Source organism: Streptomyces sp. NA02950 (genome assembly GCF_013364155.1).
Taxonomy (GTDB): domain Bacteria; phylum Actinomycetota; class Actinomycetes; order Streptomycetales; family Streptomycetaceae; genus Streptomyces.
The window spans coordinates 530,568-557,076 of sequence record NZ_CP054916.1; the positions used below are offsets into that span (position 1 = coordinate 530,568).

Consider the following 26,509-nt stretch of genomic DNA (forward strand, 5'->3'; position numbering starts at 1 on the left):
GGACGTGTTGATCGGTGAGGTGGCGCGACGGTCCGGGGTCAGTGCCCGCATGCTCCGGCATTACGAGTCGCTCGGTCTGGTGCGGCCTTCGGGCCGTACGGGCTCGGGTTATCGGGAGTACTCCGGGGAGGACATCCGGCGGATCTTCCATATCGAGAGCCTGCGGTCGCTGGGGCTGTCGCTGCGTGAGATCGGGTGCGCGCTCGACGATCCCAGCTTCACGCCCTCGGCGCTCGTCGGCGACCTCATCCGTCAGACACGCGAACGCATCGCGGCCGAGACCGAGCTGCTCACGCGGCTGCGCCGGATCGATACCGCGGACCCCGCCGGCTGGCAGGACGTCCTCCAGGCCGTTGCGCTCCTCCAGGCACTGGCGTCCAAGAGCGCCGACGCGCGCCAGCGGGCGGCCCTGTCCTCGGCCGACCAGGTTCCGGTGCCGGTGGAGGCCCTGGTCGAGGCGGTACTGACCGAGACGGAGCCGAACGTCGCCGGAGCCCTTCGATGGGCGCTGGCGCGATCGGGCGACGGCGGCCCGGCACTGCTCGCGGCAGGCCTCGGCTCACCGGTGGCCGCGGTGCGGGAACGCGCCGTTCTATCCCTCGCCGAGATGCCCGGCGGTGAGGCCACCGCGCAACTGCGGCACGCACTCGCGCACCCCGATGCCGTTGTGCGCGGGTATGCGGCTCTGGCACTCGGCACGCGTGGTGTGGCCGAGGCGGTCCCGCCGCTCATCGACCTGATCGTGGAAGGAAAGAACGACACCGATGCAGCCGATGCGCTGAGCGTGCTGGCGAGCGACACCGCGACGGGGGATCAGATCGCGACCAGGATCGTTGGCCGCCTCGCTCAGGACACCACGGGAGCGCCCGCACGCGGACGGTTGACCCAGGCGCTGGCGGACATCCCGGGGACGATGGCCTCACGTGCCCTCGTGGAGCTGTCGCACGACGTGGACCGTGCGGTTGCGCTGACCGCGGCGTACCTTCTTCAGCTGCGCGACACCCGGTGACGGGTCCCTCCTGGGGTGCCGCGTGAAGGCGCGGACGCCGAGTTCGGCGGCGAGGCCCGCGGTCGGTTCCCGAACGCCGCGCCGGCGGAGCGCGCCCGTCATGGCTCCGGCAACCCCGGCCAAGCGGCCGGCTTGCCCGTCGGCTGGGCCCCGGTCCGTGATCAGCCCTCAGCGGCCGGTCCCCGTACAGGGCTGCCGAGGACTCTGTCGGTGAAGATCGCCAGCTGCCTGCGCATCTCCTCGTGGGCCATGCCCTTCTCGCCGGCCAGATACTCGACGAGGTCGGCCCGGGTGGCAGCGAGCAGTGCATGGGCGGCGAAGTCGCTGTCGGTCGGACCAGGAATCTGCTCCAGCAGGTCGCGGAGCAGGGTGTGCCATCGCTCGTACTGATCCGTCCGATAGGGGCTGTCCGTGCCGGTGCCCTCCAGGGCCAGGGCGAGGTGGCGGTTGTCGAGTTTGAAGCACAGGACCGCGTCGAGCAGGGCAGGCACGCGCTGAAGCGGCGGGGTGGCGGGGCCAAGCGGTGGCGGGCCCTCTTCGACGGCCTTCCTCACCGGTTCGAGCCGTGCTTCATACAGCGCGCGGATCAGCCCGGTGCGGTCGCCGAAGGCGCGGAAGAGCGTTCCCTTGCCGACGCCGGCCGCGGCCGCGATGTCGGCCATGGTCACGTCCTCGGGGCTGTGGCATTCGGCGAAGAGCGTGTCGGCGGCCGCAAGGGCGGCTGCCCGGTTACGAGCCGCGTCCTTGCGTGGCTTTCGCTCGGGCATGCGGTTTCCTCCATTTGCGATCCGGACCACCGGTCCGTATCTTCATCGAAGCGGACTGCTGGTCCGTATCGTATGGGACGGAGATCCTCATGCCCGAAAACACCTCACCGACGAATCTGTACCGCCACAGCCTGCGCCTCCTGCTGAACAAGGACATTCCCGCCTGGGTCGGCCTGTGGACCGAGGGCGGAATCATGGAGTTCCCCTTCGCTCCCCAGGGGTGGCCCCGGAGGCTGGAGGGCCGGGAGGCCATCGCCGCCTACATGAGCGACTACCCCGACCACATCGACCTGCACGACTTCCCGGACCTGAAGATCCACCAGACCACCGATCCCTCAACCATCGTGGCCGAGATGCGCGGTGTGGGCCGACTGGTCGAGACGGCAAACCCCTTCGACATGACCTACATCGCGGTCGTGACCGTCCGGGAGGGACGCTTCACCTCCTACCGCGACTACTGGAACCCCCTCGCCGTCCAGGAAACCGGCACGGACTTCACCAAGGGCAGCACCCGATGACCGCCACCGGCTCCATCCTGGTCATCGGCGCCACCGGCACCACCGGAAGCCGTACCACCGCGCAGCTGGTCGCCGCCGGCCACCGCGTCAAGGCCGCCGGCCGTCGCGGCGCCCCGCTCCCGGGCGCGGAACCGGTCCACTTCGACTGGTACGACCCCACCACCTTCGCCGCCGCCCTCAGCGGAGCCGACCGCCTCTACCTCATCCCGCCCCTGGGCGACCCGGCCCCGGCCACGGTCATGCTGCCCTTCCTCCGCCAGGCCCGCGCCGTCGGCGTACACCGCGCGGTACTCCTCAGCTCCTCGGCCATCCCCGAGGGCGGACCGGCCGTGGGGACCGTGCACCAGGCCCTGCCCGGCCTGTTCGACCAGTGGGCGGTACTGCGGCCGTCCTGGTTCATGCAGAACTTCACCAGCACGCACGCCCACGCCGACAGCATCCGCGCGTACGGCGTCATCCGGACTGCGGCCGGCAACGGCCGGGTCGGGTTCGTCGACGCCGACGACATCGCCGCCGTCGCGGCCCGTGCGCTGACCGACGACCAGGCACCCAATGCCGGCCTGGTCCTGACCGGACCGGAAGCACTCGGCCACGACGACATCGCCGACATCCTCACCCAGGTCAGCGGTCGCCCCGTGGTCCACCGCCACCTGACATACGAACAGATGCGGGACCACCTGGCCGCAAAGATGCCGCTGGAGTTCGCCGCGATGCTGGCAGGCATGGACCGCGCCATCGCCGAGGGAGCCGAAGACCGTACGACCGATACCGTCCAGCGCCTCACCGGTCGCCCGCCGCACAGTTTCCGGGTGGTCGCCGAACGAGAACTGGCACGCAACAGCTGACGTGCACTGGCGAGGGGGGACCAGACGGCGGGGCTTGTCCCACACCCGCGCTTCGAAAACCGACGCCTCGCGCCGTTCGAAGCCCGCACACCGACGGGAAACGCGCCCGGCCTGCGGGCTGTGACGGCGTGCCGCGCTTCGCGGCCTACCCGGCCGGCGGGGTACGGGTCCCGGCGCGGCGGGTCGCACCGGTCCGGGCCGCGGGCGGGAGCGGGCCAGCTGCCTTGACCGTACGCAGGACAGGGGCGGTCTCCAGGCTGCGGATCGCTTCCAGGCAGCCCACTTCTTCGATGAGATAGCGGTGCAGGGCCGCCGGGTCGGGGCACAAGGCCTCGGCGACCAGGTTGCTGGGGCCGGTCACGGCGGCCACATAGGCGAGTTCGTGGTGCCCGGCCAGCGTCCGGGCAACGTGGTCGAGGTGGGCGGGGGCGACGGCCATCCACAGCATGGCCTGTGTGGTGACGCCCAGCAGGGTGGTGTCGAGCTCGACGTCGAAGAAGAGTGCGCCGCCGGCCCGCAGGTCGGCCAGCCGGCGGGCGACGGTGGCGGCCGACCAACCGGTGACCGCGGCGAGATCGGTGAGGCTGGCACGGCCGTCGCGCTGGAGGGCGGCCAGCAGGCCGCCGTCTGCGGGAGTGAGGGCCTGCTGCCCGGAACGGGCGGGCGTGGTGGCGAGCTGAAGGCGGCGGCGCTGCTCGGCGTCGAGGCTCTGTACGCGTCCGGGCCAGGGGGTGGGTCCGCCGAGGTAGGTGTGCAGCACGCAGTGCGCGGAGACGGCGGTGATGCCGGCCGTGCGCGGGATGTCGTGCAGCAGCAGCGCGTGCCCGGCCTGGCCGTCGGCGGTGGGCGTGTGCACGACCGCGACGATCTCGGTGCCGCCCGAGGCCAGCATGACCCAGGAGGTGTCGGGACGGCGGGCGAGCGCGGCCGCGAGATCCTGGGCGGCGTGCGGGCCGGCGGTGAGCCGCAGCAGCCACTGGGTGCGCCCGGCCCGGTCGGGATCGGCCAGACCCACCACCCGCAGCGACGCGTCGGCGCACAGCCGCCGGTAGCGGCGGGAGACGGTCTGCGTCGAGACGCCGAGGACGTCGGCGATCGTGCTGAACGGCGCCCGGCCGTCGATGTGCAGAGCGTGGATGAGGCCGCGATCGATGTCGTCCAGCATGTGAGGATCATGCACTGAAGGCGGCAATGTGGAAAGTTCGCTCACTTCACCGACGAAAGTGGAAGCCGGCTGTCGGTGTTGCGCACCGTCGACCCATGCCGTACGAATCCACGACCCCGCCCCATCCGCACCGGTGGGCCGCGCTGGCGGTGCTTCTGCTCGCCGAGGCAATGAACCTCCTCGACGCCACCATCATGACCGTCGCCGCGCCGGTGATCCGCGCCGACCTCGGCGGCTCCGACGCGGCCATCCAGTGGTTCAGCGCCGCCTACACACTGCCCTTCGCGGTCTTCCTGATCACCGGCGGGCGCCTGGGCGACATCGTCGGCCGCCGACGGGTCTTCCGCGCCGGTATGGCCGCGTTCACCCTCGCCTCCCTGGCGTGCTCCCTGGCCCCGTCCACCGCGGCACTGATCGCGGTACGCGCCGTGCAGGGAGCCGCCGCGGCGCTCATCGTCCCCCAGACCATCGGCATGATCCGTGCCCTGTTCGACGGCCGTGAACTGGCCCGGGCCATGGGCTCCATCGGGCCCGTCATGGGCCTGGCCGCCGTCACCGGTCCCGCCCTCGGCGGCCTGCTGACCCACGCTGATCTCTTCGGCTCCACATGGCGCGCAGTGTTCCTCGTCAACGTCCCCCTCGGCGCCGCGGTCCTGCTGGCCTGCCCGCTGCTGCGCGAGGACCGGGCCGCCCGGCGGCCGCGTCCGGACGTCACCGGTACGGCGCTGGCGGTGCTGGGCACAGGCCTGGTCGTCTACCCCCTGGTCCAAGCCGGCGCGTTGGGGTGGCCGGGCTGGTGCTGGGCGCTGCTGGCCGTCGGCGGCGCTCTGCTGGCCGGTTTCGCGCTCCACCAGCGGTGGCGCGGGCGATACGGCCGCAGCCCGCTGGTGGAGCCGAGCCTGTTCCGCGACCGCGGCTTCCCCGCCGCTCTGATCGCATCCGTGCTGTTCTTCGCCGCGGTCAACGGACTGATGCTGGTGATCGCGGTGCAGCTGCACGTGGGTCCGCACAGCGACGTACTGGCAGCGGGCTTCACCCTGCTGCCATGGTCAGTGGCCATGGCCCTGTCGTCCTGGACCGCCGGCGCCTGGCTCGTACCGCGATACGGGGCCCGCGTCATGACCGCCGGCCTGCTGGCCCTGCTCGCCGGCACCGTGGCCGCGGCGGTGGTGTACGCCACCGGCCGGCCCGACTCCTACCCGTGGCCGCTGCTCCCGGCGCTGGCGGTGGCCGGGCTCGGCCAGGGCCTGTACGCCGTGCCGTTCTTCACCACCGCGCTGCACCACGTCCGCCCGCACGAGACCGGCTCAGCGGCCGGCCTGCTCAACGCCGTCCAGCAACTCGGCGGTACCCTCGGCGTCGCCCTGCTCGGTAGCGTCTTCTTCCACACCACCACGTCCGGTGCTCCCGCGTCGGCGGGTGCCCGAAACGCCTTCTGTGTCGCGGCCGGGTTGGTCCTCGCCACGGCTGTCGCCACCGCGTTCATGCGCCCACGACAGCAGCGGAGTTCCCCACAGGCCGGTCCCGTCCCAGGGCACGCGCGGACGGCGCAGCACAGTTCTCACGGGTGAGAGCTTCGGGCTCCATCCCACCCAGCCCTTCATGTAGCGGCTCGCGTGTAGGTACTTCCGGTGAACGAGCAGAACAGCACGTTCTCCTGTCGGGCCAGCGGTCCACCACAGAGGTGAGTCGGGTTCAGTATGGATTGAGGTGTTCCATGAGACCTGGGAAGAATGGGCATCGGACGTCACGAGATCGGGGCGGCCATCATCGCTGCCTGACCGAGCTGATCCGACGAAGCTCGACAACAGACGGAAAGGAGAGGCCGGCCATGTCACTCGCCCGCGTCCACAACTTCTCCATCTCGCTCGACGGCTTCGCTACCGGGGAGGGTCAGAGCCATGACGCGCCGTTCGGCCATGCCGGCGAAAGGCTGCACGAGTGGATGTTCGCCACCCGGTGGTGGCACAAGATGATCGGCCGGTCCGGCGGGACCGGCGGCCTCGACGACGCCTTCGTGCGGCAGTTCACGCCGGGGATCGGCGCCGAGATGATGGGCGCCGGGAAGTTCGGCCATCCCGGATGGCACGAGGACCCGGAGTGGAAGGGGTGGTGGGGGCCCAACCCGCCATTCCACACACCGACCTTCGTCCTCACCCATCACCCGCGCCCGTCGATCGAAATGGAGGGCGGCACGACGTTCCACTTCCTCGACGCTTCGCCCGCCGAGGCGCTCGAGACCGCCCGCGAGGCTGCGGACGGCCAGGACGTACGCATCGGCGGAGGGCCCACCGTGATCCGCAACTTCCTTGCCGCCGGGCTCATCGACCGCATGCACATCGTGGTGGTCCCGATCCTGCTCGGCCGAGGCGTACGCCTCTGGGACGGACTGGAGGGCCTCGAGAAGGACTACGAGGTCGAGGCCGCCTCATCGCCCAGCGGAGTCACGCATGTGACGTTCACCCGCTTGGGTCTCTGAACCGCCTCGGTCGAGGAGCCGGAGCGCGGGCAGGGTGCGCGACGCCATGACCGCCTTGGCGGCACCCTCCACGCGCACCGAAAGCCCTCCTGACCAGCACAGATGAGATTGTCGGCGACTACCGCCCCGCTTCAGGACGACGATGTCGGTTCAGGCACCTGTGTATCGCGCGGACGTAGTTCTCGGAGCGATCGGAACCGATGATGCCCGGTGCCATCTTGGTCATCATGGAGCTGAAAGTGGTGCGGGTGTCGAGGTCCACGACGATCAGCGAGCCGCCCGATCCTCCCCGGTAACAGGCTCGTCCCTGAGGCACGTAGGGCACTGTTTCACTCTCGGGAAGCGCGTACCCGATACCCCATCGCAGGGGGATGCCGAGGACGAGATCGGTTCCGTGGCTCTTTCCTCGAAGATCAACCCGATTGTGTCGGGCGAGAGTAGCCCAACGCCGTCGACTGCGCCGCCCAGCGCGAGCGCTCCCAGTCGTACATCTCCTCGGGGCGGAACCGAGGGCGTCTCGCACGGGCGTGAATCGCGCATGACATGACGTCGGCTACAGCACCAGATGGGTATCAACCAGCGGACGAATCCCCGTTCGGGGAATCTTCCACACCGATGTGGAATCAGAACAGCCTCGCACCCCGGCTGGGCCCACGGGTCACCACCGTGCGGGTCCGGGACGGGGTGCACGACCTGGTCCTGTCGACAGCCGAGGCGCGCGAGCTCATCTTCACTGAGCTCGATCTCTGGCTCAGTGCCTATCTGCCGGACCGGGCCGAACCCAGAAGTCGGCAGAGGAACGGGTAAGCGCGGGCGAAGGCCCTCTCCCCGCTGATGCACTCGAAGATCTCCAGACCGACATGGCCATAGCACAGGTCATTGGAAGCGCGCCGGGCCACGCCCGGCCCATCAATGCGTGCGCCCCACGTGGTGGGAGCGCCGGCCCGCCGTGGACCAGCCCGAACCAGAAGCAGCCCTCCCGGCCTTGGGGAACACTCGGGGCTGGTGGCGGTCATGCCCGTGTGATGCGGTCTGTTGCCCCGCTTGTCGCGCGTTCTGCGACATCGGCGGGAGCCGCGGCGATGACTTCGTCGAGTGCGGAGCGGGAAGTTTGCAAATCGGTGATGGCCTTGGTGATCCGCTCGCGTTCCTTGGTCAGGTCGGCGAGGAGATCGGAGCAGGTCGGCACCAGGCGTTCGCCCTCGTCACGCAGGCAGGGCAGGATTGTCGCGATGGTGGCGGTGTTCAGGCCGGCGGCGAGCAGGCTGCGGATGCGGCGCACGGTATCCACGTCCGCGTCGCTGTATTCGCGGTAGCCGCTGGGCCGCCGCTCGGGCTGGAGCAGGTTCTGTTCTTCGTAGTAGCGCAGCAACCGTTCGTGTACGCCGGTCTTGCGGGACAGCTCACCGATCCGCACGTCATCCTCCTCATGGATGTCTCGAGCGGGCAACGCCGCTTGACTCTCACACCGATGTGAGACTCTAGCTTCCCCGGCATGAACAAGAGTTACGCCTCACTCGCGGCCTTGTGCGCGAGTGTCTTCGTTGTCGGTACGTCGGAATACCTGGTCGCGGGCATGCTGCCCGAGGTGGGCGCGGATCTTCAGGTACCGCAAGGCACCGCAGGACAGGCGGTGACCGCCTACGCGCTCGGCGTGGTGATCGGCGGGCCCGCGGTGACCATGCTGACCGCGCGGCTGCCCCGCAAGCCCCTGGCACTCGGGCTGATGCTGCTGTTCGCCGCGGGCAGCGCGCTCAGCGCCCTGGCCTCCTCGTTCACGATGTTGCTGGCCGGGCGGGTGGTCTCCTCGCTCAGCCACGCCGCGTTCTTGGCGTTGGCGCTGGTGATGGCCACCAGCATGGTGCCCGAGCACAAGACCGGCTCGGCGATCGCCACTGTGGCCTCCGGGTTCACCGTCGCTACCTTGCTCGGGGTACCGCTGGGCTCGCTGCTGGGACACGCGGCCGGCTGGCGGGCCCCGTTCGCGGTGCTGACCGCGCTGGCCCTGGCCGCCATCGCGCTGTTGGCGCTGGTACTGCCCAAGCGGCAGGCGCCGTCCGCCAGCCTGCGCGACGAGCTGCGCGTAGTGAGCCGCAAACCGGTGCTGCTGGCTATCGCCACCACCGCGGTCGGCTTCTCCGGCGTCGCCGTCGTCTTCACCTACATCGCGCCGCTGCTCACCCGTATCGGCGGTTTCTCCCCGGCCGCCGTCTCCGCTCTCCTGCTCGCCTATGGCGCCGGCAGCTTTCTGGGAAACCTGGCCGCCGGCAAGCTGACCGACAGGTCCATGTCCGCCACCGTGCGCGGGGTGTTCGGCGGCTTGACCGGCGTGCTGGTGGCCATGCCGTTCGCCGTCGCCTGGCAGCCCACCGCTGTACTCGCGGTCCTGGTCCTGGGCCTGCTGGCCACCGCCACCATCGCCCCGCTGCAGGGCCTGATCCTGCGCCATGCCGGCTCCGCTCCGACGTTGGCCGTCGCGGCCAACGTCGGTGCCTTCAACCTCGGCGCCGCCGCCGGCTCTGCCATCGGCGGGGCCATCGTCGCCGTCGGCGCGCTGCGCTGGACCGGCCTGGCAGGGGCCGTACTCAGCCTCAGCGGCCTGGCCCTGACCTACCTGGCTCTGCCCCGAACCGGGACCGCGCAGCTCACCGGCGGTGCCCCGGTGGGCACCGCTGTTTGACCCCCGAACCCACCCTCTCTGGAAGGTCCCTTCTGACCATGCGCGCTGTCCAGATCGACCGACACGGCGGTACCGACGTCCTGGTCCTCCGCGAGGTCGCCGCACCCGAACCCGCCTCCGGTGAAGTCCTCATCCGCACCGCGGCCAGCAGCCTCAACCCTGTGGACTGGAAGACCCGCGCCTGGCAGGTCGGCCCGCCGCTGCCGGCCACGCTCGGCTGGGACATCTCCGGCCAGGTCGTCGCGAGCAACGACCCCGCCCACGAGGTGGGCGCCCACGTGATCGCCATGTCCGCGCAGATCGCCACCGGCCGCGGCACCTGGGCGGAGCTGGTCGCCCTGCCCGGCCACCTGCTCGCATCCGCACCGGCCACCGTGCCGTTGGCCGACGCGGCGTCCCTTCCGCTGGCCGGGACGACCGCCCTGCAGGCTCTGCGGGCCACGGAGTTGAGCGCCGGGGAGCGCATTCTGGTCGTCGGCACCGCCGGGGCGGTCGGCGGCCTGGTTGTCCAACTCGCCCGCTTGACCGGCGCCCACGTCGATGCCCTGGTCTCCCGGCACGGCCATGAGCCGGCCGCGGTGGAGCTCGGCGCGGAGCGGGCCTGGCACCGTCCGCAGGACCTGCCCCGCGGCCGGTATGCGGCCGTCCTCGACACCGTCGGCGCGGACGTGGCTGCGGCCCTCGTCCCCGGAGGGCGTTTCGTCTCCATCGCCGACCATCCCCTGCCCGACGTGCCAGGCGCCCGCAAGAGCTACGTCCAGGAGAACGCCACCGACCTCGCCCACCTCGCCGAGCTCGTCGACAGCGACGAGCTGCGGCTGCGGATCGCCGACCGCTTCTCGCTCGACGACATCCGCACCGCCCACGAGCGCTTCGAAGCCGGCGGCCTCCTCGGCAAGGTCGTCATCACCTTCTGAGGTACATCGCGTGCTTCGCCGACGGATCTGGAACCGGCCGCGTTCATCCGAACGCGGCCGGGGACGCCGACATCGGCTGCCGAGATGGGGATCTCCCGCGCGTGCGCGTCGAAGTGGGTCAACCGTTACCGACGGCACGGTGAACTCGCTTTGCTGGATTGTCCTTCAACACCCCGACGCCAGCCGACCGCGACCGATGCTGACATCGTCGCCCGGATCGATACGCTCCGCCGTGCCGAGAGGTGGTCGGCGTCTCGCATCACCTTCGAGCTCCAGGCCGAAGGCGTCTCGATCAGTCGCCGCACGGTGTCCCGGCATCTGCTCGCACTCGGGCCGAACAGGCGCCGCTTCATCGACCCGAGCGGCGAATCGAACCGGGAGCCGCGGAAGATCACCGCCCGCCGTCCCGGGCACATGGTCCACATCGATGTCAAGAAGGTGGGACGGATCCCTGACGGCCGGGGGCTGGAGAGCACACGGACGTGGCAGCGCTCGGGCCAAGATCGTCGAGCGTCGCACAACGTCTCGGTATCCGTTGTGATCCGCTGCTGACTGGGCGGCTGGTGCCCGCGGAATCGACGGTGCGCCGACTGCTGGCCCGCGTCGACGGCGACGCACTGGATCGAGCAGTCGGCCGCTGGCTGGCTGGCCGCCGCCCGAAGGCGGCCGGCCCCACCGGCCTGCGCGGAGTGTCGGTGGACGGCAAGAGCGGCGCCGCCAAGGCAACCGGCCGCAAGATCCTCCTGCTCGCCGTCGTGGAGCACACCACAGGCCCGGCCCTGGCCCAGATGGACGTCGGTGAGAAGACCAAGGAGATCACCTGCTTCCCTCCCCTGCTGGACACCGTCGCCGACCTGGCCGGAATGGTCATCACCGCCGACGCGATGCACACCCAGCGCGAACACGCCGCCCACCTGCTGGACCGCAAGGCCCACTACATCATGATCGTCAAGGGCAAGCAGAAGCACCTGCGCCGACAGCTGACATCCCTGGCCTGGAAGGACATCCCGCCGCCGGGCCGCGCCAAGCAGACCAGCCACGGACGATCCGAGGTCCGCCGCATCAAGGTCGCCATCGTCAGGAACCTGCTGTTCCCCGGCGCCCGCCAGACCATCCAGATCAACTCCGCCGCACCGACCGCAAGACCGTCAGGCCCACCATCACCACCGTCTGCGCCGTCTTGCCGTGGTGTGTATGGCGTGATCCGCTGGTGGCGTGACCCGAGTAGCACACGGGGGAAGGCTGGCGCGGTAGCAGGCACCGTTGGCAGTGGCAATGCGCTCGATGCGGATGACGCCCTGGCGGCGAACCAGGTTCTCGTCCTGTGCAGGAGCGCGATGGCGGTCGTGGCCGTCTCCTCCGGCAGCGCTTCGGTGAGGGCGAGCCGCCTCAACCCGCTCTCCACCCACCGCCGTCAGGGAGTCGGCCGACCTTCTTCACGTCGACGTGGACCCTGTGTCCGGGACGGGGTTGATCTTCAGCGCGCGATGAGCGCGACCGACTTTCTGACCGCGTCCAGTGCTGCTGTTCGCTGCTGGCCGGTCATGTGGGCCGGCCCATAGGTGACCACGGGGTCGAGGACCTGGAAGCCGACGAACTCCAGCATGCCGCGGTGGATGTGGAACAGGAATTCGTTCATCGGGCCGAAGCGGCCACCAGGCTGGAACGACTCACTGGACCCGCCGGTCGTGAGCAGCAGCATCGCGCGCTTCCCGCCGAGGGCCGCGTCGCCGAAGAGCCCGTGGTCCCCGCCGAAGACCCCGCCCATCACGAAGACCCGGTCGATCCATCCCTTGAGGATGGCGGGCAGCGAGAACCACCACATCGGGAACGACAGCACGAGCAGATCAGCGGCGAGCAGCCGGTCGAGATGAGCCCTGACGGCCGCATCGAGCGTAGCGTCCTTGACCGCGCGCATCTGTTCGACCTGCGGCTTGAACGGTCCGTCCACAGGTGGGAACTCATGGCGGTCCAGGACCGGGGCCCATCCGTCGGCATAGAGGTCGAGGACATCGACTCGGTACCCGGCCTCGCGCAGGGCCTGAGTCGCGGTGGTCATCTGGGCGGTGCTGAACGAGTGGGGCTCAGGGTGAGCGTGAACGATCAGGGCAGTGGGAACGGCATCCAGGGTTGACATGAGAAAATCATATCGACATATAGCGATCCGTCAATCAGAGGATGGTGTCGATCGCCCGCGCCACCTGCGCCAGCCGCTCTTCATCGCGGCGATAGTGGGTCCACTTGCCCACCCGGGTGGGATGCACGAGTCCCGCCCGTTCGAGCGTGCTCATGTAGCTGGAGACAGTCGACTGCGCGAGTCCCGACTTCGCCTGGATGTGCGTGACGCATACGCCGACCGACCGACGGTCCGCGATCGACTCGTACTCACCGAAGTGAGTGTCGGGATCCTTCAGCCACTGCATGATCTGCAAACGGGCAGGGTTGCCCAGGGCCTTGAACACCTCGATCAGATCACCCGGACCCGATCCCACCACGGTCATGCGCCACCTCTCCTGCCGGATACTCCGACACACCACGATATCCCGATACCGGACTCCCAGTGCTCTGACTGATGGTCGCCCATCGGGCCCAGCGTGCCGCTCCGGCCGAACCGGGCGTGGAATGGGCGGCATGAGGTCGTTCTTGCCTGCGCGTGCCGCCGTCATGCCCCCTCCCCGGAATCCGGAGGCGCCGGGCCCACCCGGGACCGGACAATGGCGCGCATGGTCGTCTTCCGCTGCCGCCGCTGTCACGGTGATGTCACCGCACCCGTACGGGAGGTGCCGCTGCCCGATGCGGACAATGCCCCGGCGCCGTACGCGCTGCCGAAGGGCGAGGAGTGCCCGCCGCGGATGCGTCCGGGCACCTTCGCCTACGATCCGCCCGAGGCCGGGGAGCGCATCTACCGGCCACATTTCGCAGGGGCGGCCCTGGGCCTCCACCGCGCGGGGCTGAACGGCATCGTCCTGGCCCGGGCCGATGTGCACGGCACCGAGCTCACCTCACTGCGCGGACGGCGGAACGGCTGCTGCGGCCTGGACGGCTGCGACGGCCCGAACCTCGTGTGCCGATGGTGCACGGCCGAAGTGGCCACCGAGCGTTCGGACTGCTGGACCCCGCAGGAAGTCGTGCTCGTCCCCGCCGCGGTGGAGGGCGTCGATGTCGGCCGGCTTCGGTCCGGCCAATCATGATCGTTGAGCCCACCGCGCCCCCACCACACCCAGCCGGCCGTGGTCGGCGGCGATGGGCGGCTCGTGGGCGGCACCTCGTCTGTCTGCTCGTGTCGCCGGCCCCGCGGCCGAGGCGGCAGCGGGGCCGGCGACGTGGCCGACGGCGGAGTCGGTGCGCATGCCGCCGGCCGCTCTCTCAACCCGTCTTCACCACATGGGAGGCTCTGAGGACCTTCCCGGACGCGTCCAACGCCTTCACCTGAAAGTACGGTCCCCTGCTGCGGGTGGTGACCGCCGTTTCGAATCCGGAGCGGGGAGCGTGCCTGACCACCACGGAGAGGGAGCGGGGGTCCGGTCCGGCGAGTACCCGCCAGGCTCTCGTCTGCGTCGAGCCGTTCCAGGACGCGTAGACCACGCTGTGGCCGTCTGCCGTCCGTGCGGCCGCTTTCGGCGGGTAGTAGGGAGTGCCTACCCATGTGTTGCGGAACGCCCGGTAGGAGATGTCGGAGCCCGGCATCCTGACGTCGTAGAGCAGGTTGCGCGAAGGGGTGTTCTCGGTGTTCCCGGCTCCGGCGTACTCCGAGTAGTAGGACTCCTGGCCCCACCCGATGAATTGGTTGCCGTTGGGGAGCGCCTGGGTGTTGCCTTGCGACGGCGCGAACAGCGCCGGGTCGTGGTAATAGCTCCTGTCCACGGTCGCCCGGTGGGTGCGCGCGTCGAGGTTCAGGATCAGACCGTGCGACTGCTGTTCGGGGGTGCCGTCGGGCTGGTTGCAGCAGCCGTCGTCGAACATGCTGATTCGGTTTCCGGGGCGGAAGCGGGCATCGTGCTGCCAGTAGAAGCGGGCGTTGGGGGCGAAGGTGAAGTCGCTCTTCTTTCCCCCGAGTTGCCAGCGGATCTTTCCGGATTTCCGGGAGATGTTGTAGATGGCCCACATGTTCCGGGACGAGATCAGCAGCTCACCCTTGTCGTTCTCATCGATGGAGTTGAGGTGGTAGGCGTCCCATACCCCGCCGGACGACGACGCGTCCGAGGCCGGTACCTCGGAATCGGCGGGGTTCACGTGCCGGAGCATGTCCCAGGAGAAGACGAGTTTGCCGGTGGCCAGATCGACTTCCTGGACCTCGCTGTCCAGGATCGCCCCGTCCTCCGGACCGCCGTAAGGGCGCAGATCCATGGGTACGGTTCTGGACGCGATGAACAGCGCGGTTCCCCTGCGGGTCAGGATGAATTCGTGCTCGTCGGCATTGAATCCGTTGTGCGCGGAGACCGTTCTGAACAGCCGGTAGTGGCTGTCGTAGATGTAATAGCACCCACCAGGTTCCGGCGCGCCGCCCGGCAGGTTGGTGTATCTCGGCGGAATGGCGATGGAACCCTGCCACCAGGTCAGCACGGGCTGCGAGGCCCCGGTCCGGGAGTCGTGGTACGTCTGCACCTTGAAGTCGGCGTTTTGCAGGCTTGTGGAGGACAGCGGACGGAACCAGATCGGGTTTCCCGCGTCATCGGAGATCAGCGACCCGGTCTGGCCGATCATCGTGCTCTCGATGGTGTACGGGGCGACGAAGATGTGACCGGGAGCCGTTCCCGGCCGCCGCGTGGTGACGGTGACCCGCATGGGGTTGAGATTTGGGGCGGAGACGAAACTCCACACCCCGCTGCCCGAAGTGACCAGCGCCGGGCCCTCCCCGGAGCCCGACGGGGGCGCCGGTTCCGTGGCGCACGGTCGGGGCGGGAGAGGGGTGCGGGAACCTGCCAGGGTCGGAGACGCACCGCTGGCGAGGGTGAATCCCACCACGAGCACGCAGCACCCCGCGGCTCGGAGCGCCCTCCTTCTCCTGATACGAGCCCGTCGATTCTGCTCCGCCATCGTCTGTCTCCTCCAGCCGGACATCCCGGTCCGGCCTATGTGTGCGTGCACGCTTTCCGATGACGCCAGACAATACGTCCGGCCGCTTGCTTTCCGGGCCCCGGGCGGATAGGCCATCCGGGCGTTTTCGCCGCGCGCACCGGATACCGCGACGATGGGTTTTCCGGTACGGCCGACGCACACACCCCCACCCGGCTCGCCGCGCAGGCCGACCACACTCCTTTCCCGGCTGCGCAATTCTCTCCTTCGCGTATTTCGGATAGCTGTCCGGCGACAGCGTTCAGTTGCCGGTGACGAAGTGCGGACGGGGGCCATATCGCTGCGCGACCAAGGGAATCCCGCGAGCCGCGATGAGTCCTGCCGCGTCCCGCGGTCGTACTGTTCGGAACCCGTTACCGAGGAGGACTTCTGATGCGTAACGTGACCTATTCGATGGGCGTGTCACTTGACGGCTACATCGTCGGGCCGGACGGCGCCTTCGACTGGACAGCGCCCGACGAGGAGATCATTCGCTTCGTCACCGACGAGATTCGAGAGGTCGGCGTCCACCTGTTGGGACGACGGCTGTACGAGACGATGCTGTACTGGGAGACCGCCGACCAGGATCCATCGCTCGACGACTCAATGCTCGAGTGGGCCTCGATCTGGAAACCGCTGCCGAAGGTGGTGTTCTCCACCACGCTGTCGGCGGTGCGGGGCAATGCCCGCCTGGCATCCGGCAGCCTGGCGGAGGAGATCGAGCGGTTGCGAGCCGAGGCGGGGGAGGGCGACATCGCGATCGGCGGCGCGACCCTCGCCGCCGAGGCGGCCGCGTTGGGTCTCATCGACGAGTACCGGGCCAGGGTCTACCCGGTGCTGGTTGGCGGTGGCATCCCGTTCTTTCCCCGGCGCGAGAGGCGGGTGGACGTCGAACTCGTCGAGACCCGCACTTTCGGCTCGAGAGTCGTCTACCTCCGCTACCGCGTGGCGCGTTAGCCGGCTCGTCCGCCGGGCACCAGGAAGAACGTGCCGGCCAGTGCCCCTTCCTCAGCGAACTGACCTGCGTCGAAGCGGTGTGAACTACGGTGTGGCGAAGGCGAGTCGGACGGACCACACCCCATCGCAGACGCACCTGAGGCCCCGGGTAGACGGGCCAAGAAATCGACCCGCGAAAGGCGGCCCCCCACGGGGACGCGGCGCAAGGACGTTCACGCCGATCCTCGTCGACCGGGCCACGCCTGCCGATCAGGCGCTTGTCTCCCCTGGTTGTCGCAGGAAACCCGGGCATGACGGCGCCCTACCTCAAAGCCGCCAGCGGCGCCCCCGCGAGCGGTGTGGGAAGCGGCCCGCCCACGCGGCATACAGCCCGCGCCGGTGGTCCGCTGTGTCATCATGCGGTGGTCTGTTCCTGGAGCCGCTGGCGCAGAGTCGTGGCGTGGCGCACGAGTCATCGAGCAGGAGAGCACATTGGCCACCACAGCCCCGCAAGGCGTTCCCGGCCCGTCCCCCGGGCCCGGTGCCACGCCCCTGCCTCCGGAGCTCGCCCCGGCGGCCGTCGAGCGGTGGCGCTCTTCCTCGGGGGCGGTGGTCGACTTGCTGGCCCAGGCGCGCGAGCTCGGCGGGGTCTGCGCTGTGCGGCTCGGCCCGCGCCCCACGGTGCTGGTCACCGACCCGGAGGCGGTGCGGCACGTCCTCGCCCTTCATCCCGACCGCTACGTCAAACGCTCCCACCGGGCCCGCGTGCTGGTCGGAGACGGGGTGCTCTCGGCCACCGGGGAACCGTGGAAGCGTCAGCGCCGACTCCTCCAAGCCGAGTTCACCGGAGCGGGGATCCGCCGCTACGAGCAGCGGATCGCCGGCGCCGCGCGCCGCGCCGCCGACCGCTGGGCACAGTGCGCCCGTACTGGCACGCCGACCGACGTCGGCGAGGACATGCGCTTCTTCGCCCTGGACACCATCTGGCGCTCCCTCACCGGCCATCCCCTCGACGAGACCACTGACCGCGAACTCGCCGCCGTCGAGGCGGTGGGGGCCGCCCTTCCGAGCACCCCCTCCGCGTCGGCCGACGCCACCGAGCTGCGCACCGCCGTGGCCGCGGACCTCGCGAGGATCGACGCCGTCGCCGAACACGCGATCACGGCCGCCCGTCGAGGAGAGGCGGGGCCGGATGGCCCCGGCCTGCTGCACGTCCTGGTGGACGCCGGGAAGACTCGGCCCGAATACACCGACCAGCTGATGCGCGACGAGCTGGTCACTCTGCTTGCCGCCGGTCACGAGACCACTGCCACAACGCTGTCCTGGCTGTATCTGCTGCTCGCCCGCCACCCCGAAGCCCGCCGCTGGGCCCTGGGCGCGGGAGGCATGGGCTCGCCCGGGCGCGAGAGGGCCATCCGGGCTCTCGTCTCGGAGACCTTGCGGCTCTATCCGCCAGCATGGCTGATGCCCCGTCATGCCATCGAGGACGACACCCTCACCGGCTACCGCATCGCGGCCGGCACCGACATCTTCGTGTGCCCCTACCTCACCCACCGCGACCCGGCGCTGTGGCCCGAGCCCAACCGGTTCGCCCCCGAACGGTTCACCGCGGCGGACGAGGACCGCCCCTCCTCCCGGCACGGCGCGTACTACCCCTTCGGCATCGGAGCCCGGGCCTGCCTGGGCGCGCAGTTCGCCATGCGCGAGATGACGGTGCTCCTGGAGCACCTGCTGCCCGCCTTCACCCCCTCCTTCCACACCACCCCGACCTCGGCCGTCTTCGGGCTCACCGTCCGCCCCGACGGCCCGATGCCCGCCACCATCACGCCCGTTCCGGACGGCTCGTAAGAGCGCCCGGGGCGATCCCGTTCGGCGACGAGGACGCCCCGGCCGACGCCCCCGATCGCCGCCGGGGGCGACTGCGCGCGTTCGGGGGATCTCGTCGTGTTCCGCACCCCGTCCTCGACGGACACCCGGTGGTACGCCCTCGCCCTACTTCGGTGTCTGGAAGCCTCCGATCTTCTCCTCGAGCAGTTCGGCCAGCCGCAGCGGGGTGCGGTCCTCGAACATCGGACCGATGAGCTGCACTCCCACCGGCAGACCCTCGGGGGACCGGACCGCTGGCACAGCGGTGGCGGGCAGGCCGGGCATGGTGGCCAGACCGGCCCAGACGAGCTGGTCGAGGTACGGATACGCGACGCCGTCGATGTCGATGCGGCGTTCCAACAGATTGGGGTCGTGGTCGTGCGGGAACGCGGGCGTCGGCGTGATCGGGCACACCACGGCGTCGAACTCGGCGAAGAGCTGCCGCCAGCCGTGGCGGTGGAGTTCGCGACGGTTGTTCGCCTCGATCCAGTCGCGGTGGCTGAACACCATGGCACGCAGCCGCGCGGCGTCCAGGCTCTGGTCGTCTGTGCTCAGTCCGGCGGCGCGGGTCCGCAGCTGCTCGTAGGATTCGATGGGAAAACGCGCGATGGAGCTCGAGATCAGCAAATGCGTGTAGAGCGTCGCGGCCTCGGTCAGGTCGGGCAGCAGCGGACTGTGCCGTTCGACGCGGGCGCCGCCGTCGACAAGCGCGTCGGCCACCCGGTTCACGCCCGCCCGCACGGCGGACCCGGTCGGAATGAGCGGATGCTCGTCGAGGACCAGGACCCGGAAGTCGCGGAGCCGCTCGTGGCGCGCGGGCGGCAGCGTCAGGTCGTACGCGACGCCGAGCGTCAGCGGGTCCGGTCCGGCCATGACGTCGAGCAGGAGCGTGAGGTCGCGGGCCGTGCGCGCCATCGGACCGACGACGGCGAGGTCGAAGTCGGACGGCAATGCCGGCGCGGGCGGCGGGACCATACCGCGGTTCGCGCACAGCCCGAGTGTCGGCTTGTGGGCGTAGACACCGCAGAAGTGCGCGGGGGTGCGCAACGAACCGGCGATGTCGGAGCCGATGGACAGCGCGCCGAATCCGGACGCCAGGGCCGCCGCCGACCCGCCGGAGGATCCACCCGACGTGCGACCGTGATCCCACGGGTTATTGGTGGTGCCGTAGATCTCGTTGAAGCTCTGGATATCTTGCAGCCCCACGGGCACATTGGTCTTGCCGAGCACCACAGCGCCCGCGGTCTTGAGCCGCGACACCTGCACCGCGTCCTCGGCCGGCATGTGGTTCCGGTGTAGCGGCATGCCCCAGTTCGTGGGCAGCCCGGCGATGTTGTAGGACTCTTTGACCGTCACCGGAATGCCCAGTATCGGCCCGTCTTCACCGCGGGCACGCGCCTGGTCGGCACCGCGCGCGGCGGCCCGTGCACGGTCGAAGTCCGGCACACAGATCGCGTTGATCGCTTTGTCGTCCCGCTCGATACGGGCGATCGCCTCGTCGGTCAGTTCCGCCGAGGTCACTTCACCGGCACGCAAGGCAGCCGCGAGTTTTTCGGCCGTCTGAAAATTCCACTCCATAAATCCGACCGTACTGGCCTGGGGAACAGGTCATAAAATGCCGCTTCGCGCAACGGGACGGATGTCTCAATACCCATCATGTTCTTTCCGGCCACCGACAATTCGCCGCCCGCCGGCGATGGCGACACGTGGTCCCGCACCTTCTTCGCGAAGCTCGGGTGGTGGGCGTAGGAGTCGAGCACCGTCACCCCGCAGTGCCGACCGGTGGTGGTGAGCCGGCCGGACGGCCCGGAAGGCGTAGATGCCGTCCCCCAGATCGACGGGAGACACTAGTCGGTCTCTTAGAGATGGGGGCCGTGGCGTTCGGGTATGAGGTCGGGCGGGGAGAGCCTGCCCATGCCGAAGATCCTGCGTGTGGAGTTGGCGTCGGACCAGGAACGCGAGGTGCGGGAGCGTCTGCGGGCACGTGATCTCGCACCGGGTACCAGACTGCGTCTGGACCGCGTACGGCTGATGGGGGGTGGCCTGACCGTCCCCGAGGTGGCGTCTGGAGGTGAGTACGGGCGTGACGGGTCTGTACTTCCTCGACGAGAGCGGGTCCGTCCCGACCATGCCCACGGGATGGACCTGACCACGGGCAGGACAGCGGGCCGTGGTGCGCCGTGAGGACACGAAGGGCCGACGCGTGAACGTGCTCGGGGCTCTGTCCGTGGGGCGGCATGCCGGTCCGGTGTGGGAGAGGACATGCGGCAAGGCCGACCGGGCCATGCCGCTGGAGTTCGTGTGCACGAGCCTGGTCCGCCTGCCCGGCGGGGCCGCCGCTCCGGAGCAGCCCCCACGGGTTCCACACGCGTACGGCCGTGCACCGTCGTCCTGGACAACGCCTCCGCACACGTGGCCCGGGCGTTCAAAGGCCCCCGCGAGGAACTGGCCGCCATCGGCGCCGAACTCTGTTCTCCGCCGCCCCGCGGTCCCGAGCTCAACGCCATTGAACGAATGTGGCACCCAGCGATGTACGAGGTCTGCCCCGAGTGCGTCCACACCACCGCCGAGGCGGTCGGTACCGCCGTCGGCCAAGCCCTGAACCGCCAACGCGCGCATCAAAGGATCAACAGCGCACTGCACCCAAGCCGCTCAGACGTCGAGCGTGCTGATCAGCATCGCGGACCACCCCGGCCATCGCGCGCGGAAAGGCAACTCGCCCCGATGACACTGAGTCTGAGCAACATCGATCTCAATCTGCTGATACCGCTGCACGCGTTACTCATGGAACGCAGCGTCACCAAGGCGGCCGAGCGGGTCGCTGTCGGCCAACCGGCGATGAGCGCATCCCTGGCCAGGCTCCGGCGGTGGTTCGACGATCCGTTGCTGGTCAGGCACGGCCGTCAGATGGAGCTGACCCCGCTGGCGGAGTCGCTGGCGCCGCAGGTCGATGAGCTGCTTGCCGGCATGAGGGCCGTGCTGAGCGCCGGAGCGCGTTTTGACCCCAGCGTCGATCACCGCGTTTTCACCATGGTGGCCAGCGACTACGTGGCGACAGTGCTACTGCATCCGCTGCTGCGTGAGCTGAGCGCCGTGGCTCCGAACGTGCGGATCAACATCGTCGCGCTCCCGTCCCGTTTCGCCGACCACCTGCGCAGAGGGCAGCTCGACATGCTGATCTGGCCACCCGGTCTGCTGGGCGAGGAGTTGTCGGTTTTCCCCAACACAGCTCTGTTCTCCGACGAGTTCGTCGCGGTGATGGACGAGCACCACCCGGACGTCGGCACGACTCTGTCCACCGCGCAGTTGTCCACCCTCCCCTACGTCAAGATCGTGGGTCCCACCCTGTCGGTGGCCGAGGCGCGGCTGGACCAATGCGGCGTATCCCGGCAAGTGGTGGCCACCACCGGTACGTTCACCAACGGGATCCTGTTGGTCCAGGGCACCCGCAAGGTCCTGATCGCTCCGCGACGACTGTTCGATCGGTTCGGTGCGGCCCTCGGGTTGCGATCGGTGACCTTGGACCCGTCGTTCCCCCAGTTGATCGAAGCGATGTACTGGCACCCCAAGAACACGATCGACCCGGGCCACCGATGGCTGCGGGAGCGCCTCCAGCACGTGGCCGGGAACCTGTGAACCCCGACCACCACTCCCGGGCGTTTTGTCCTCTATCACTGTCGATGATGCCCCTCATTGCCGGCACTGCGCTTCTGCTGGGCACAACCGCCCGCCTACCCTGAATATCAGCCCGATCGGGCGTGCCGAGTTTCCAGTCGTCACCAATGCCTCAATGGATTGCCGATATGACACTGCGGTGGGCTCCGCACAGAGCAAGCGAAGGTGGATTCGCACGCGACTGAGCCACTGACGTAATCGGATTGCCCATCACACACAGAATCGTCCCGGGTTTACGAGTTCCCCGAGGAGTCGTTCGTGTACGAGAAAATCCTGGAAATCCTCCGTTCGGCCCTCGAGGAGCTGAACGTCGCTGCCGTGGACGGCGTCACCAACGACGATCTCCTCGAGATCTCCCTGTATGGCGATGCGGGCGTCTTCGACTCGATGTACTTGGTCAGTTTCCTCACCCTCGTCGAGGACGCCCTGGCCGACGAGTACGACGTCGAGGTCGTCCTCGCCTCGGAACGGGCGTTGTCGCGCATGGTGAGCCCGTTCTCGAGCGTGCGTCGGCTCGTCGACTTCGTCGCCGAAGAACTCGGGGTTGCTGGTGCCGCCCCTGCCTCGGCGGCCACCACCCCATGAAGATTCTGATCACGGGCACCCGGAAGGGCGTCGGACGCACACTCGCCGAACACTTCCTCGGCGCGGGCCATACCGTCATCGGGTGCAGCCGGCGCGGTTCCCCCGTCGAGCACCCGCGCTATGAGCACCACGAGGTCGACGTCACCGAGTCCGACCAGGTCCGCGGAATGTTCCGGGCCGTGAAGCGCAGTCACGGCTACCTCGACGCACTGGTCGCGAATGCCGGGACGTCCACGATGAACCATTTCATGCTCGTCCCCGAGGACCTGACCCGACGGATCTTCGATGTCAACGTCTTCGCGGTGCTGGGCTGCTGCCGCGAGGCCGCGAAACTCATGCGCCACTCCCCCGGGTCGACCACGGCGATCCTTGCTGTCTCCACGGTCGCCGTGCCGTGGGCGCTGGAGGGGCAACTTGCATACAGCGCGAGCAAGGCCGCTGTCGAACAAGTGGTACGGGTCATGAGCAAGGAACTGGCGGACCACCGTATAAGGATCAACGGCATCGGGCTCCCCCCGGTCGACACCGGGCTGGCCCGAAGCGTTCCGGCGGAGAAGCTGCGGGCCCTGGTCGACCGCCAGACGATCAAACGACCGTGCACGGTCGCCGACATCGTGGGTCCTGTCGAGTTCCTCCTCGGTCCCGGCTCGGCTTTCGTCACCGGTGAAACGCTATTCCTCGGAGGCGTGAATTGATGTCACCACAACTCCGCGAGGACCTTGCGGCCCGCTTCGCCGATCTCGGTTCCCGTCCGGCGCTGGTCGAGGATGACGGGGACCGGTCCTTCGCCGACCTGCTCGCCGAGATCGAGACGGTCCGCGCCGCCCTCGACGCGTACGGTGTGCGACCCCACGACGTGGTGGTGCTCGCCGGCGACGTGTCGGCGCGGTCCGTGGCGGCCTTGTTCGCCCTGTTCTGGCACCGTGCGGTGGTGGTCCCCGTTGCGGTGCCCGACAGGCAAACCCTCGCGGCCATCGCCGAGGTCTGCGGAGCCGGTCACGTCCTGACACCAGGTTCGCGACCACGACTGGAACCCCTCCCCGCGGTGGCCGGTGACCGCGACGGTCGCGGCGAATCAGCCGGGCGGCACAGTGCGACCCGGCGCCGGCTCGCCGCGTCGGGGGCGGCCGGTCTCGTGTTGCTCAGCAGCGGGAGCACCGGCACCGCGAAGATGATTCTCCACGACTTCGACGCTTTGATCGCGGCGAAGCTACGCCGGCGGGCACGCGGCGGCACGAGGGCGCCCGCCGTGCTCATGGTCCTGATGTTCGACCACATCGGCGGCATCAACTCGCTGCTCAGCACCGTGTTGGGCGGAGGCCGCGCGGTCCTGCCCGCCACGCGGACCCCCGCGGAGATCTGCCGGCTGATCGAGCGCCATCAGGTCCGGGTGCTGCCGACGAGCCCGACGTTCCTCAACCTGATGCTCGTCGGAGGTCACCACCGCCGTCATGACGTGAGCAGTCTCCGTATGATCACTTACGGCACAGAGCCCATGCCGGACGGACTCCTCGGCCGGGTGCACGCCGCCTTCCCGGGCGTGCGGCTGCTGCAGACCTTCGGTACCAGCGAGACCGGGATCGCCACGACGACAAGCGCGGCGTCCGACAGCACCTTCTTCCGGTTCTCCGACCGCGACGTAGAACACCGCATCATCGACGGCGAGTTGTACATCCGGAGCACCACCCAGTTCCTGGGCTATCTCAATGCCTCCGACGAGGCCGTCACCGAGGACGGCTGGTTCCGCACCGGCGACATCGTCGAAGAGATCGGCGATGGCTACCTCCGCATCTTGGGACGCGCCACGGAGGTGATCAATGTCGGCGGTGAGAAGCTACTGCCTTTCGAGCTGGAGTCGATCCTGCTGACGAGTCCGCTCATCGAAGAGTGTGTGGTCTACGGTCGGCCGAACGCACTCACCGGCCAGTCGGTCTGCGTCGACGTAAAGCCGGCCACGTCGATGCCCGACCGGATCGTCCGGCAACGCGTGAGGGCGTTCCTGGCCGAGCGGGTCCCGCCGTACAAGGTTCCGGCAAAAATCAATGTCGTGGACACCGTTGCCGTGTCCGAGCGATTCAAGAAAGTGCGGGGCTCGCGCTGAGGGTAGCGCGTGTATGCGGGTTTCCGGGCGGCCGGTGAACCGCGACGAACAGCAAGACGCCGCCACCCCGCGGTGCATATCCGCCGTGTCGAAGGGAGAACCCCCGTGGAATCGTCGAGCAGGGTTGCCGTCATCGGTGGCGGACCGGCCGGGTCGGTCGCGGCCCTGACGTTGCAGCAGTTGGGTCATGACGTCGAGATCTTCGAACGCGAGCGTTTCCCTCGCTACCGGATCGGCGAGTCTTTGCTGCCCGGAACGCTTTCGATTCTCAGTCGTCTCGGCATGGAGAAGGCTATTGACGACCAGGAGTACGTTCGCAAGCCCTCCGCGACGTTTCTCTGGGGCGTCGACCAGCCCCCCTGGACGTTCTCCTTTGCCGCGCCCAAAACCAAACCCTGGGTGTTCCGGCACGCCGTCCAGGTCAAACGCGAGGACTTCGACACCCTGCTGCTCGAGACAAACCGCGAACGCGGGGTTCGGGTCCACAACCAGTGCTCGGTCACTGACGTCGACCTCGAGGACCCCGAGCGCGTCCGGTTGAGCGTGCGCCGCGAGGGGCGGGCCGTCGAGACGGTCGAGGCCGACTTCGTCATCGACGCGGGCGGTTCGGGCGGACCGGTCGCGCGCAAGCTCGGGGTGCGCCGATACGACGAGTTCTACCGCAACTTCGCGGTCTGGTCCTATTTCCGTCGCGCAGATCCATTTGAGGGCGACCTCAAAGGCACTACGTTCTCCATTACGTACGAGAACGGCTGGGTTTGGATGATCCCGCTCAAGGGTGATCTCTACAGCGTCGGTGTGGTCATCGACCGTGACCGTGCTGCGGAGGTCCGCGAGCAAGGGCCCGAAGCCTTCTTCCGTTCGGAGCTGCCACGATGCCGCCGGGCGATGGAACTGCTCGGAGATGCCGAGATCGTCGACAAGGTCCGGATCGTGCAGGACTGGTCATACGAAGCCGAGCTCTTCTCGGCCGGCCGGTTCTTCCTCTGCGGCGACGCCGCGTGCTTCACCGACCCGTTGTTCTCCCAGGGAGTCCACCTCGCCACACAGTCCGCGGTGTGCGCAGCGACCGCGATCGACCGCATCAGCCGCACCGTGGGCGAGGAGTCGGCGATCCACGACTGGTACAACCGGACCTACCGCGCGGCCTACGAGCAATACCACGAATTCCTTGCCTCCTTCTACACCTACGCATCCTTCACCGAGCCCGATTCGGAGTTCTGGCGGCGTCGGCGTATCACCGAGTCCGACGATTCCCGGCTCAGTCGCAAACAGTGGTTCGAGCGGCTCGCCCATGGTGAGTCGGGAGCCGGCGCGGAGCTCTCCGAGTTCCACGGCCGGGCCGCCACGATGATCGCCATTGGCGGCCATCAGCGCCCCACGCTCAGCGACGACTTCAGCGAGTCCGAGCTCAACGCGGCGCGCATGACGTGGATCAGCGAGGTGACAAGCCGTCTCAACGGCATCACGCGACTGTGCTGGAACGGCAGCAAGGTCGTTCTCGAACCCGACTACAAGGTCGAGCCGGAGAGCTTCCGCCTGGAGTCCTCGCATGTGCTGGCCAACGAGCTGGGACGGGCACTGCCGGGACATCCGATGACCGAGGCGGATCGCGAGGTCTTCGCCGACCTGGCCGAAACGGAGTTCGGGTACCGGACCCTGGCACGACGGCTGGCGTCCGTCGGTCGGCAGGGGCAGGCATCCCACATCGTCCTGCGCCTCATCGAGCGGGGGTTGCTCACCGGCTACGACAAGGACGGTGAGGAGGTCGCCGTCCAGGGACGGCTGGACTTCGGCGGTGTCGGGGTGGACTACGAGGTCTGACTCATACGCCGTCACACCACCGGCACATACGCGGTTCTTCGATGAGCAGCGAACTCAGTCGCATGAGCGGTTCTCGCTCGCCGGAAA

General features: G+C 69.0%; 23 protein-coding genes and 3 pseudogenes. 18 read left to right on the forward strand and 8 right to left on the reverse strand.

Annotation, left to right across the window (positions count from 1 at the left end):
- Positions 1-4 precede the first annotated feature (4 nt).
- Positions 5-1,009, forward strand: a complete 1,005-nt coding sequence (locus HUT19_RS02010) for a MerR family transcriptional regulator (protein ID WP_176178770.1) — start codon at positions 5-7, stop codon at positions 1,007-1,009.
- A 161-nt stretch (positions 1,010-1,170) separates the two neighbouring features.
- On the opposite strand, the gene HUT19_RS02015 is transcribed toward HUT19_RS02010, so the two are convergent.
- Positions 1,171-1,776: a TetR/AcrR family transcriptional regulator gene (locus tag HUT19_RS02015; RefSeq protein WP_176178771.1), complete on the reverse strand. Its 606-nt coding sequence runs from the start codon at positions 1,774-1,776 to the stop codon at positions 1,171-1,173.
- A gap of 89 nt (positions 1,777-1,865) precedes the next feature.
- On the opposite strand from HUT19_RS02015, the gene HUT19_RS02020 reads away from it, so the two are divergent.
- Positions 1,866-2,294: a nuclear transport factor 2 family protein gene (locus tag HUT19_RS02020; RefSeq protein ID WP_176178772.1), complete on the forward strand. Its 429-nt coding sequence runs from the start codon at positions 1,866-1,868 to the stop codon at positions 2,292-2,294.
- Entirely contained in the window at positions 2,291-3,139 is an 849-nt protein-coding gene (locus HUT19_RS02025) for an NAD(P)H-binding protein (protein WP_176178773.1), read from the forward strand. Before HUT19_RS02020 ends, HUT19_RS02025 begins: the two co-directional genes overlap by 4 nt.
- A gap of 145 nt (positions 3,140-3,284) precedes the next feature.
- On the opposite strand, the gene HUT19_RS02030 is transcribed toward HUT19_RS02025, so the two are convergent.
- Complete coding sequence (locus tag HUT19_RS02030) at positions 3,285-4,304, reverse strand: Lrp/AsnC family transcriptional regulator (RefSeq protein WP_176178774.1); 1,020 nt, start codon at positions 4,302-4,304, stop codon at positions 3,285-3,287.
- A 95-nt stretch (positions 4,305-4,399) separates the two neighbouring features.
- Here HUT19_RS02030 and HUT19_RS02035 point away from each other — a divergent pair, with 95 nt between their 5' ends.
- From HUT19_RS02035 to HUT19_RS02045, 3 genes are all read left to right on the forward strand, one after another.
- Positions 4,400-5,875 carry an MFS transporter gene (locus tag HUT19_RS02035; protein ID WP_176178775.1) on the forward strand — a complete coding sequence of 492 codons (1,476 nt, stop codon included), beginning with the start codon at positions 4,400-4,402 and terminating at the stop codon, positions 5,873-5,875.
- 260 nt (positions 5,876-6,135) lie between these two features.
- Positions 6,136-6,783: a dihydrofolate reductase family protein gene (locus HUT19_RS02040; RefSeq protein ID WP_176178776.1), complete on the forward strand. Its 648-nt coding sequence runs from the start codon at positions 6,136-6,138 to the stop codon at positions 6,781-6,783.
- A gap of 615 nt (positions 6,784-7,398) precedes the next feature.
- Complete coding sequence (locus HUT19_RS02045; RefSeq protein ID WP_176178777.1) at positions 7,399-7,590, forward strand: hypothetical protein; 192 nt, start codon at positions 7,399-7,401, stop codon at positions 7,588-7,590.
- A gap of 205 nt (positions 7,591-7,795) precedes the next feature.
- On the opposite strand, the gene HUT19_RS02050 is transcribed toward HUT19_RS02045, so the two are convergent.
- Positions 7,796-8,200 carry a MerR family transcriptional regulator gene (locus HUT19_RS02050; protein ID WP_176178778.1) on the reverse strand — a complete coding sequence of 135 codons (405 nt, stop codon included), beginning with the start codon at positions 8,198-8,200 and terminating at the stop codon, positions 7,796-7,798.
- 78 nt (positions 8,201-8,278) lie between these two features.
- On the opposite strand from HUT19_RS02050, the gene HUT19_RS02055 reads away from it, so the two are divergent.
- From HUT19_RS02055 to HUT19_RS02070, 4 genes and pseudogenes are all read left to right on the forward strand, one after another.
- On the forward strand, positions 8,279-9,463 hold the full coding sequence (locus HUT19_RS02055; protein WP_176178779.1) for an MFS transporter: 1,185 nt from the start codon (positions 8,279-8,281) through the stop codon (positions 9,461-9,463).
- Positions 9,464-9,501: 38 nt separating this feature from the next.
- Positions 9,502-10,380, forward strand: a complete 879-nt coding sequence (locus HUT19_RS02060) for an NADP-dependent oxidoreductase (protein WP_176178780.1) — start codon at positions 9,502-9,504, stop codon at positions 10,378-10,380.
- 75 nt (positions 10,381-10,455) lie between these two features.
- Positions 10,456-10,894, forward strand: a pseudogene (locus HUT19_RS02065) (helix-turn-helix domain-containing protein); the annotation flags it as partial.
- A gap of 67 nt (positions 10,895-10,961) precedes the next feature.
- Positions 10,962-11,408 (forward strand): annotated as a pseudogene (locus tag HUT19_RS02070) (ISAs1 family transposase); the annotation flags it as partial.
- 275 nt (positions 11,409-11,683) lie between these two features.
- Here the strand turns inward: HUT19_RS02070 and HUT19_RS42650 are convergent.
- The 3 genes and pseudogenes from HUT19_RS42650 to HUT19_RS02080 all read right to left on the reverse strand — a co-directional run.
- Positions 11,684-11,856, reverse strand: a pseudogene (locus HUT19_RS42650) (IS481 family transposase); the annotation flags it as partial.
- A 1-nt stretch (position 11,857) separates the two neighbouring features.
- Positions 11,858-12,517 carry an NAD(P)H-dependent oxidoreductase gene (locus HUT19_RS02075; protein WP_176178781.1) on the reverse strand — a complete coding sequence of 220 codons (660 nt, stop codon included), beginning with the start codon at positions 12,515-12,517 and terminating at the stop codon, positions 11,858-11,860.
- A 34-nt stretch (positions 12,518-12,551) separates the two neighbouring features.
- A complete protein-coding gene (locus tag HUT19_RS02080) occupies positions 12,552-12,881 on the reverse strand; it encodes a helix-turn-helix transcriptional regulator (protein WP_176178782.1) in 330 nt (109 codons plus the stop codon).
- Positions 12,882-13,103: 222 nt separating this feature from the next.
- Between HUT19_RS02080 and HUT19_RS02085 the strand changes: the two genes are divergently transcribed.
- Positions 13,104-13,571: a hypothetical protein gene (locus tag HUT19_RS02085; protein WP_176178783.1), complete on the forward strand. Its 468-nt coding sequence runs from the start codon at positions 13,104-13,106 to the stop codon at positions 13,569-13,571.
- 175 nt (positions 13,572-13,746) lie between these two features.
- Here HUT19_RS02085 and HUT19_RS02090 read toward each other — a convergent pair whose 3' ends face one another.
- Positions 13,747-15,165 carry an arylsulfotransferase family protein gene (locus tag HUT19_RS02090; protein ID WP_176178784.1) on the reverse strand — a complete coding sequence of 473 codons (1,419 nt, stop codon included), beginning with the start codon at positions 15,163-15,165 and terminating at the stop codon, positions 13,747-13,749.
- A gap of 663 nt (positions 15,166-15,828) precedes the next feature.
- Between HUT19_RS02090 and HUT19_RS02095 the strand changes: the two genes are divergently transcribed.
- On the forward strand, positions 15,829-16,392 hold the full coding sequence (locus tag HUT19_RS02095; protein ID WP_176178785.1) for a dihydrofolate reductase family protein: 564 nt from the start codon (positions 15,829-15,831) through the stop codon (positions 16,390-16,392).
- Positions 16,393-16,863: 471 nt separating this feature from the next.
- A complete protein-coding gene (locus HUT19_RS02100) occupies positions 16,864-18,219 on the forward strand; it encodes a cytochrome P450 (protein ID WP_254885381.1) in 1,356 nt (451 codons plus the stop codon).
- 144 nt (positions 18,220-18,363) lie between these two features.
- Here the strand turns inward: HUT19_RS02100 and HUT19_RS02105 are convergent, their stop codons facing one another.
- Positions 18,364-19,815: an amidase gene (locus HUT19_RS02105; RefSeq protein WP_176178787.1), complete on the reverse strand. Its 1,452-nt coding sequence runs from the start codon at positions 19,813-19,815 to the stop codon at positions 18,364-18,366.
- Positions 19,816-20,649: 834 nt separating this feature from the next.
- Here HUT19_RS02105 and HUT19_RS02110 point away from each other — a divergent pair.
- The 5 genes from HUT19_RS02110 (at position 20,650) to cmlS (ending at position 26,422) form a co-directional block, all read left to right on the forward strand.
- Positions 20,650-21,873, forward strand: coding sequence for a LysR family transcriptional regulator (locus HUT19_RS02110; protein WP_176178788.1), 1,224 nt, complete (start codon positions 20,650-20,652; stop codon positions 21,871-21,873).
- A 297-nt stretch (positions 21,874-22,170) separates the two neighbouring features.
- Entirely contained in the window at positions 22,171-22,497 is a 327-nt protein-coding gene (locus HUT19_RS02115; protein WP_176178789.1) for a hypothetical protein, read from the forward strand.
- Positions 22,494-23,192: an SDR family NAD(P)-dependent oxidoreductase gene (locus HUT19_RS02120; protein WP_176178790.1), complete on the forward strand. Its 699-nt coding sequence runs from the start codon at positions 22,494-22,496 to the stop codon at positions 23,190-23,192. The genes HUT19_RS02115 and HUT19_RS02120 overlap by 4 nt, the downstream gene beginning before the upstream one ends.
- Entirely contained in the window at positions 23,192-24,598 is a 1,407-nt protein-coding gene (locus HUT19_RS02125; RefSeq protein ID WP_176178791.1) for a class I adenylate-forming enzyme family protein, read from the forward strand. The genes HUT19_RS02120 and HUT19_RS02125 overlap by 1 nt, the downstream gene beginning before the upstream one ends.
- A gap of 105 nt (positions 24,599-24,703) precedes the next feature.
- Positions 24,704-26,422 (forward strand): chloramphenicol-biosynthetic FADH2-dependent halogenase CmlS, encoded by a 1,719-nt coding sequence (cmlS, locus tag HUT19_RS02130; protein ID WP_176178792.1) that lies wholly within the window; start codon positions 24,704-24,706, stop codon positions 26,420-26,422.
- Positions 26,423-26,509: the final 87 nt, after the last annotated feature.

What these genes read in the sequence shown, in the direction of transcription:
- HUT19_RS02105 (WP_176178787.1), bottom strand. Translation starts at nt 19,815, where the DNA reads ATGGAGTGGAATTTTCAGACGGCCGAAAAACTCGCGGCTGCCTTGCGT.
- HUT19_RS02060 (WP_176178780.1), top strand. Translation starts at nt 9,502, where the DNA reads ATGCGCGCTGTCCAGATCGACCGACACGGCGGTACCGACGTCCTGGTC.
- HUT19_RS02035 (WP_176178775.1), top strand. Translation starts at nt 4,400, where the DNA reads ATGCCGTACGAATCCACGACCCCGCCCCATCCGCACCGGTGGGCCGCG.
- HUT19_RS02095 (WP_176178785.1), top strand. Translation starts at nt 15,829, where the DNA reads ATGCGTAACGTGACCTATTCGATGGGCGTGTCACTTGACGGCTACATC.
- HUT19_RS02030 (WP_176178774.1), bottom strand. Translation starts at nt 4,304, where the DNA reads ATGCTGGACGACATCGATCGCGGCCTCATCCACGCTCTGCACATCGAC.
- HUT19_RS02125 (WP_176178791.1), top strand. Translation starts at nt 23,192, where the DNA reads ATGTCACCACAACTCCGCGAGGACCTTGCGGCCCGCTTCGCCGATCTC.
- HUT19_RS02075 (WP_176178781.1), bottom strand. Translation starts at nt 12,517, where the DNA reads ATGTCAACCCTGGATGCCGTTCCCACTGCCCTGATCGTTCACGCTCAC.
- HUT19_RS02040 (WP_176178776.1), top strand. Translation starts at nt 6,136, where the DNA reads ATGTCACTCGCCCGCGTCCACAACTTCTCCATCTCGCTCGACGGCTTC.
- HUT19_RS02020 (WP_176178772.1), top strand. Translation starts at nt 1,866, where the DNA reads ATGCCCGAAAACACCTCACCGACGAATCTGTACCGCCACAGCCTGCGC.
- HUT19_RS02025 (WP_176178773.1), top strand. Translation starts at nt 2,291, where the DNA reads ATGACCGCCACCGGCTCCATCCTGGTCATCGGCGCCACCGGCACCACC.
- HUT19_RS02015 (WP_176178771.1), bottom strand. Translation starts at nt 1,776, where the DNA reads ATGCCCGAGCGAAAGCCACGCAAGGACGCGGCTCGTAACCGGGCAGCC.
- HUT19_RS02055 (WP_176178779.1), top strand. Translation starts at nt 8,279, where the DNA reads ATGAACAAGAGTTACGCCTCACTCGCGGCCTTGTGCGCGAGTGTCTTC.
- HUT19_RS02080 (WP_176178782.1), bottom strand. Translation starts at nt 12,881, where the DNA reads ATGACCGTGGTGGGATCGGGTCCGGGTGATCTGATCGAGGTGTTCAAG.
- HUT19_RS02085 (WP_176178783.1), top strand. Translation starts at nt 13,104, where the DNA reads ATGGTCGTCTTCCGCTGCCGCCGCTGTCACGGTGATGTCACCGCACCC.
- HUT19_RS02045 (WP_176178777.1), top strand. Translation starts at nt 7,399, where the DNA reads ATGTGGAATCAGAACAGCCTCGCACCCCGGCTGGGCCCACGGGTCACC.
- HUT19_RS02120 (WP_176178790.1), top strand. Translation starts at nt 22,494, where the DNA reads ATGAAGATTCTGATCACGGGCACCCGGAAGGGCGTCGGACGCACACTC.
- HUT19_RS02090 (WP_176178784.1), bottom strand. Translation starts at nt 15,165, where the DNA reads ATGCGGGTCACCGTCACCACGCGGCGGCCGGGAACGGCTCCCGGTCAC.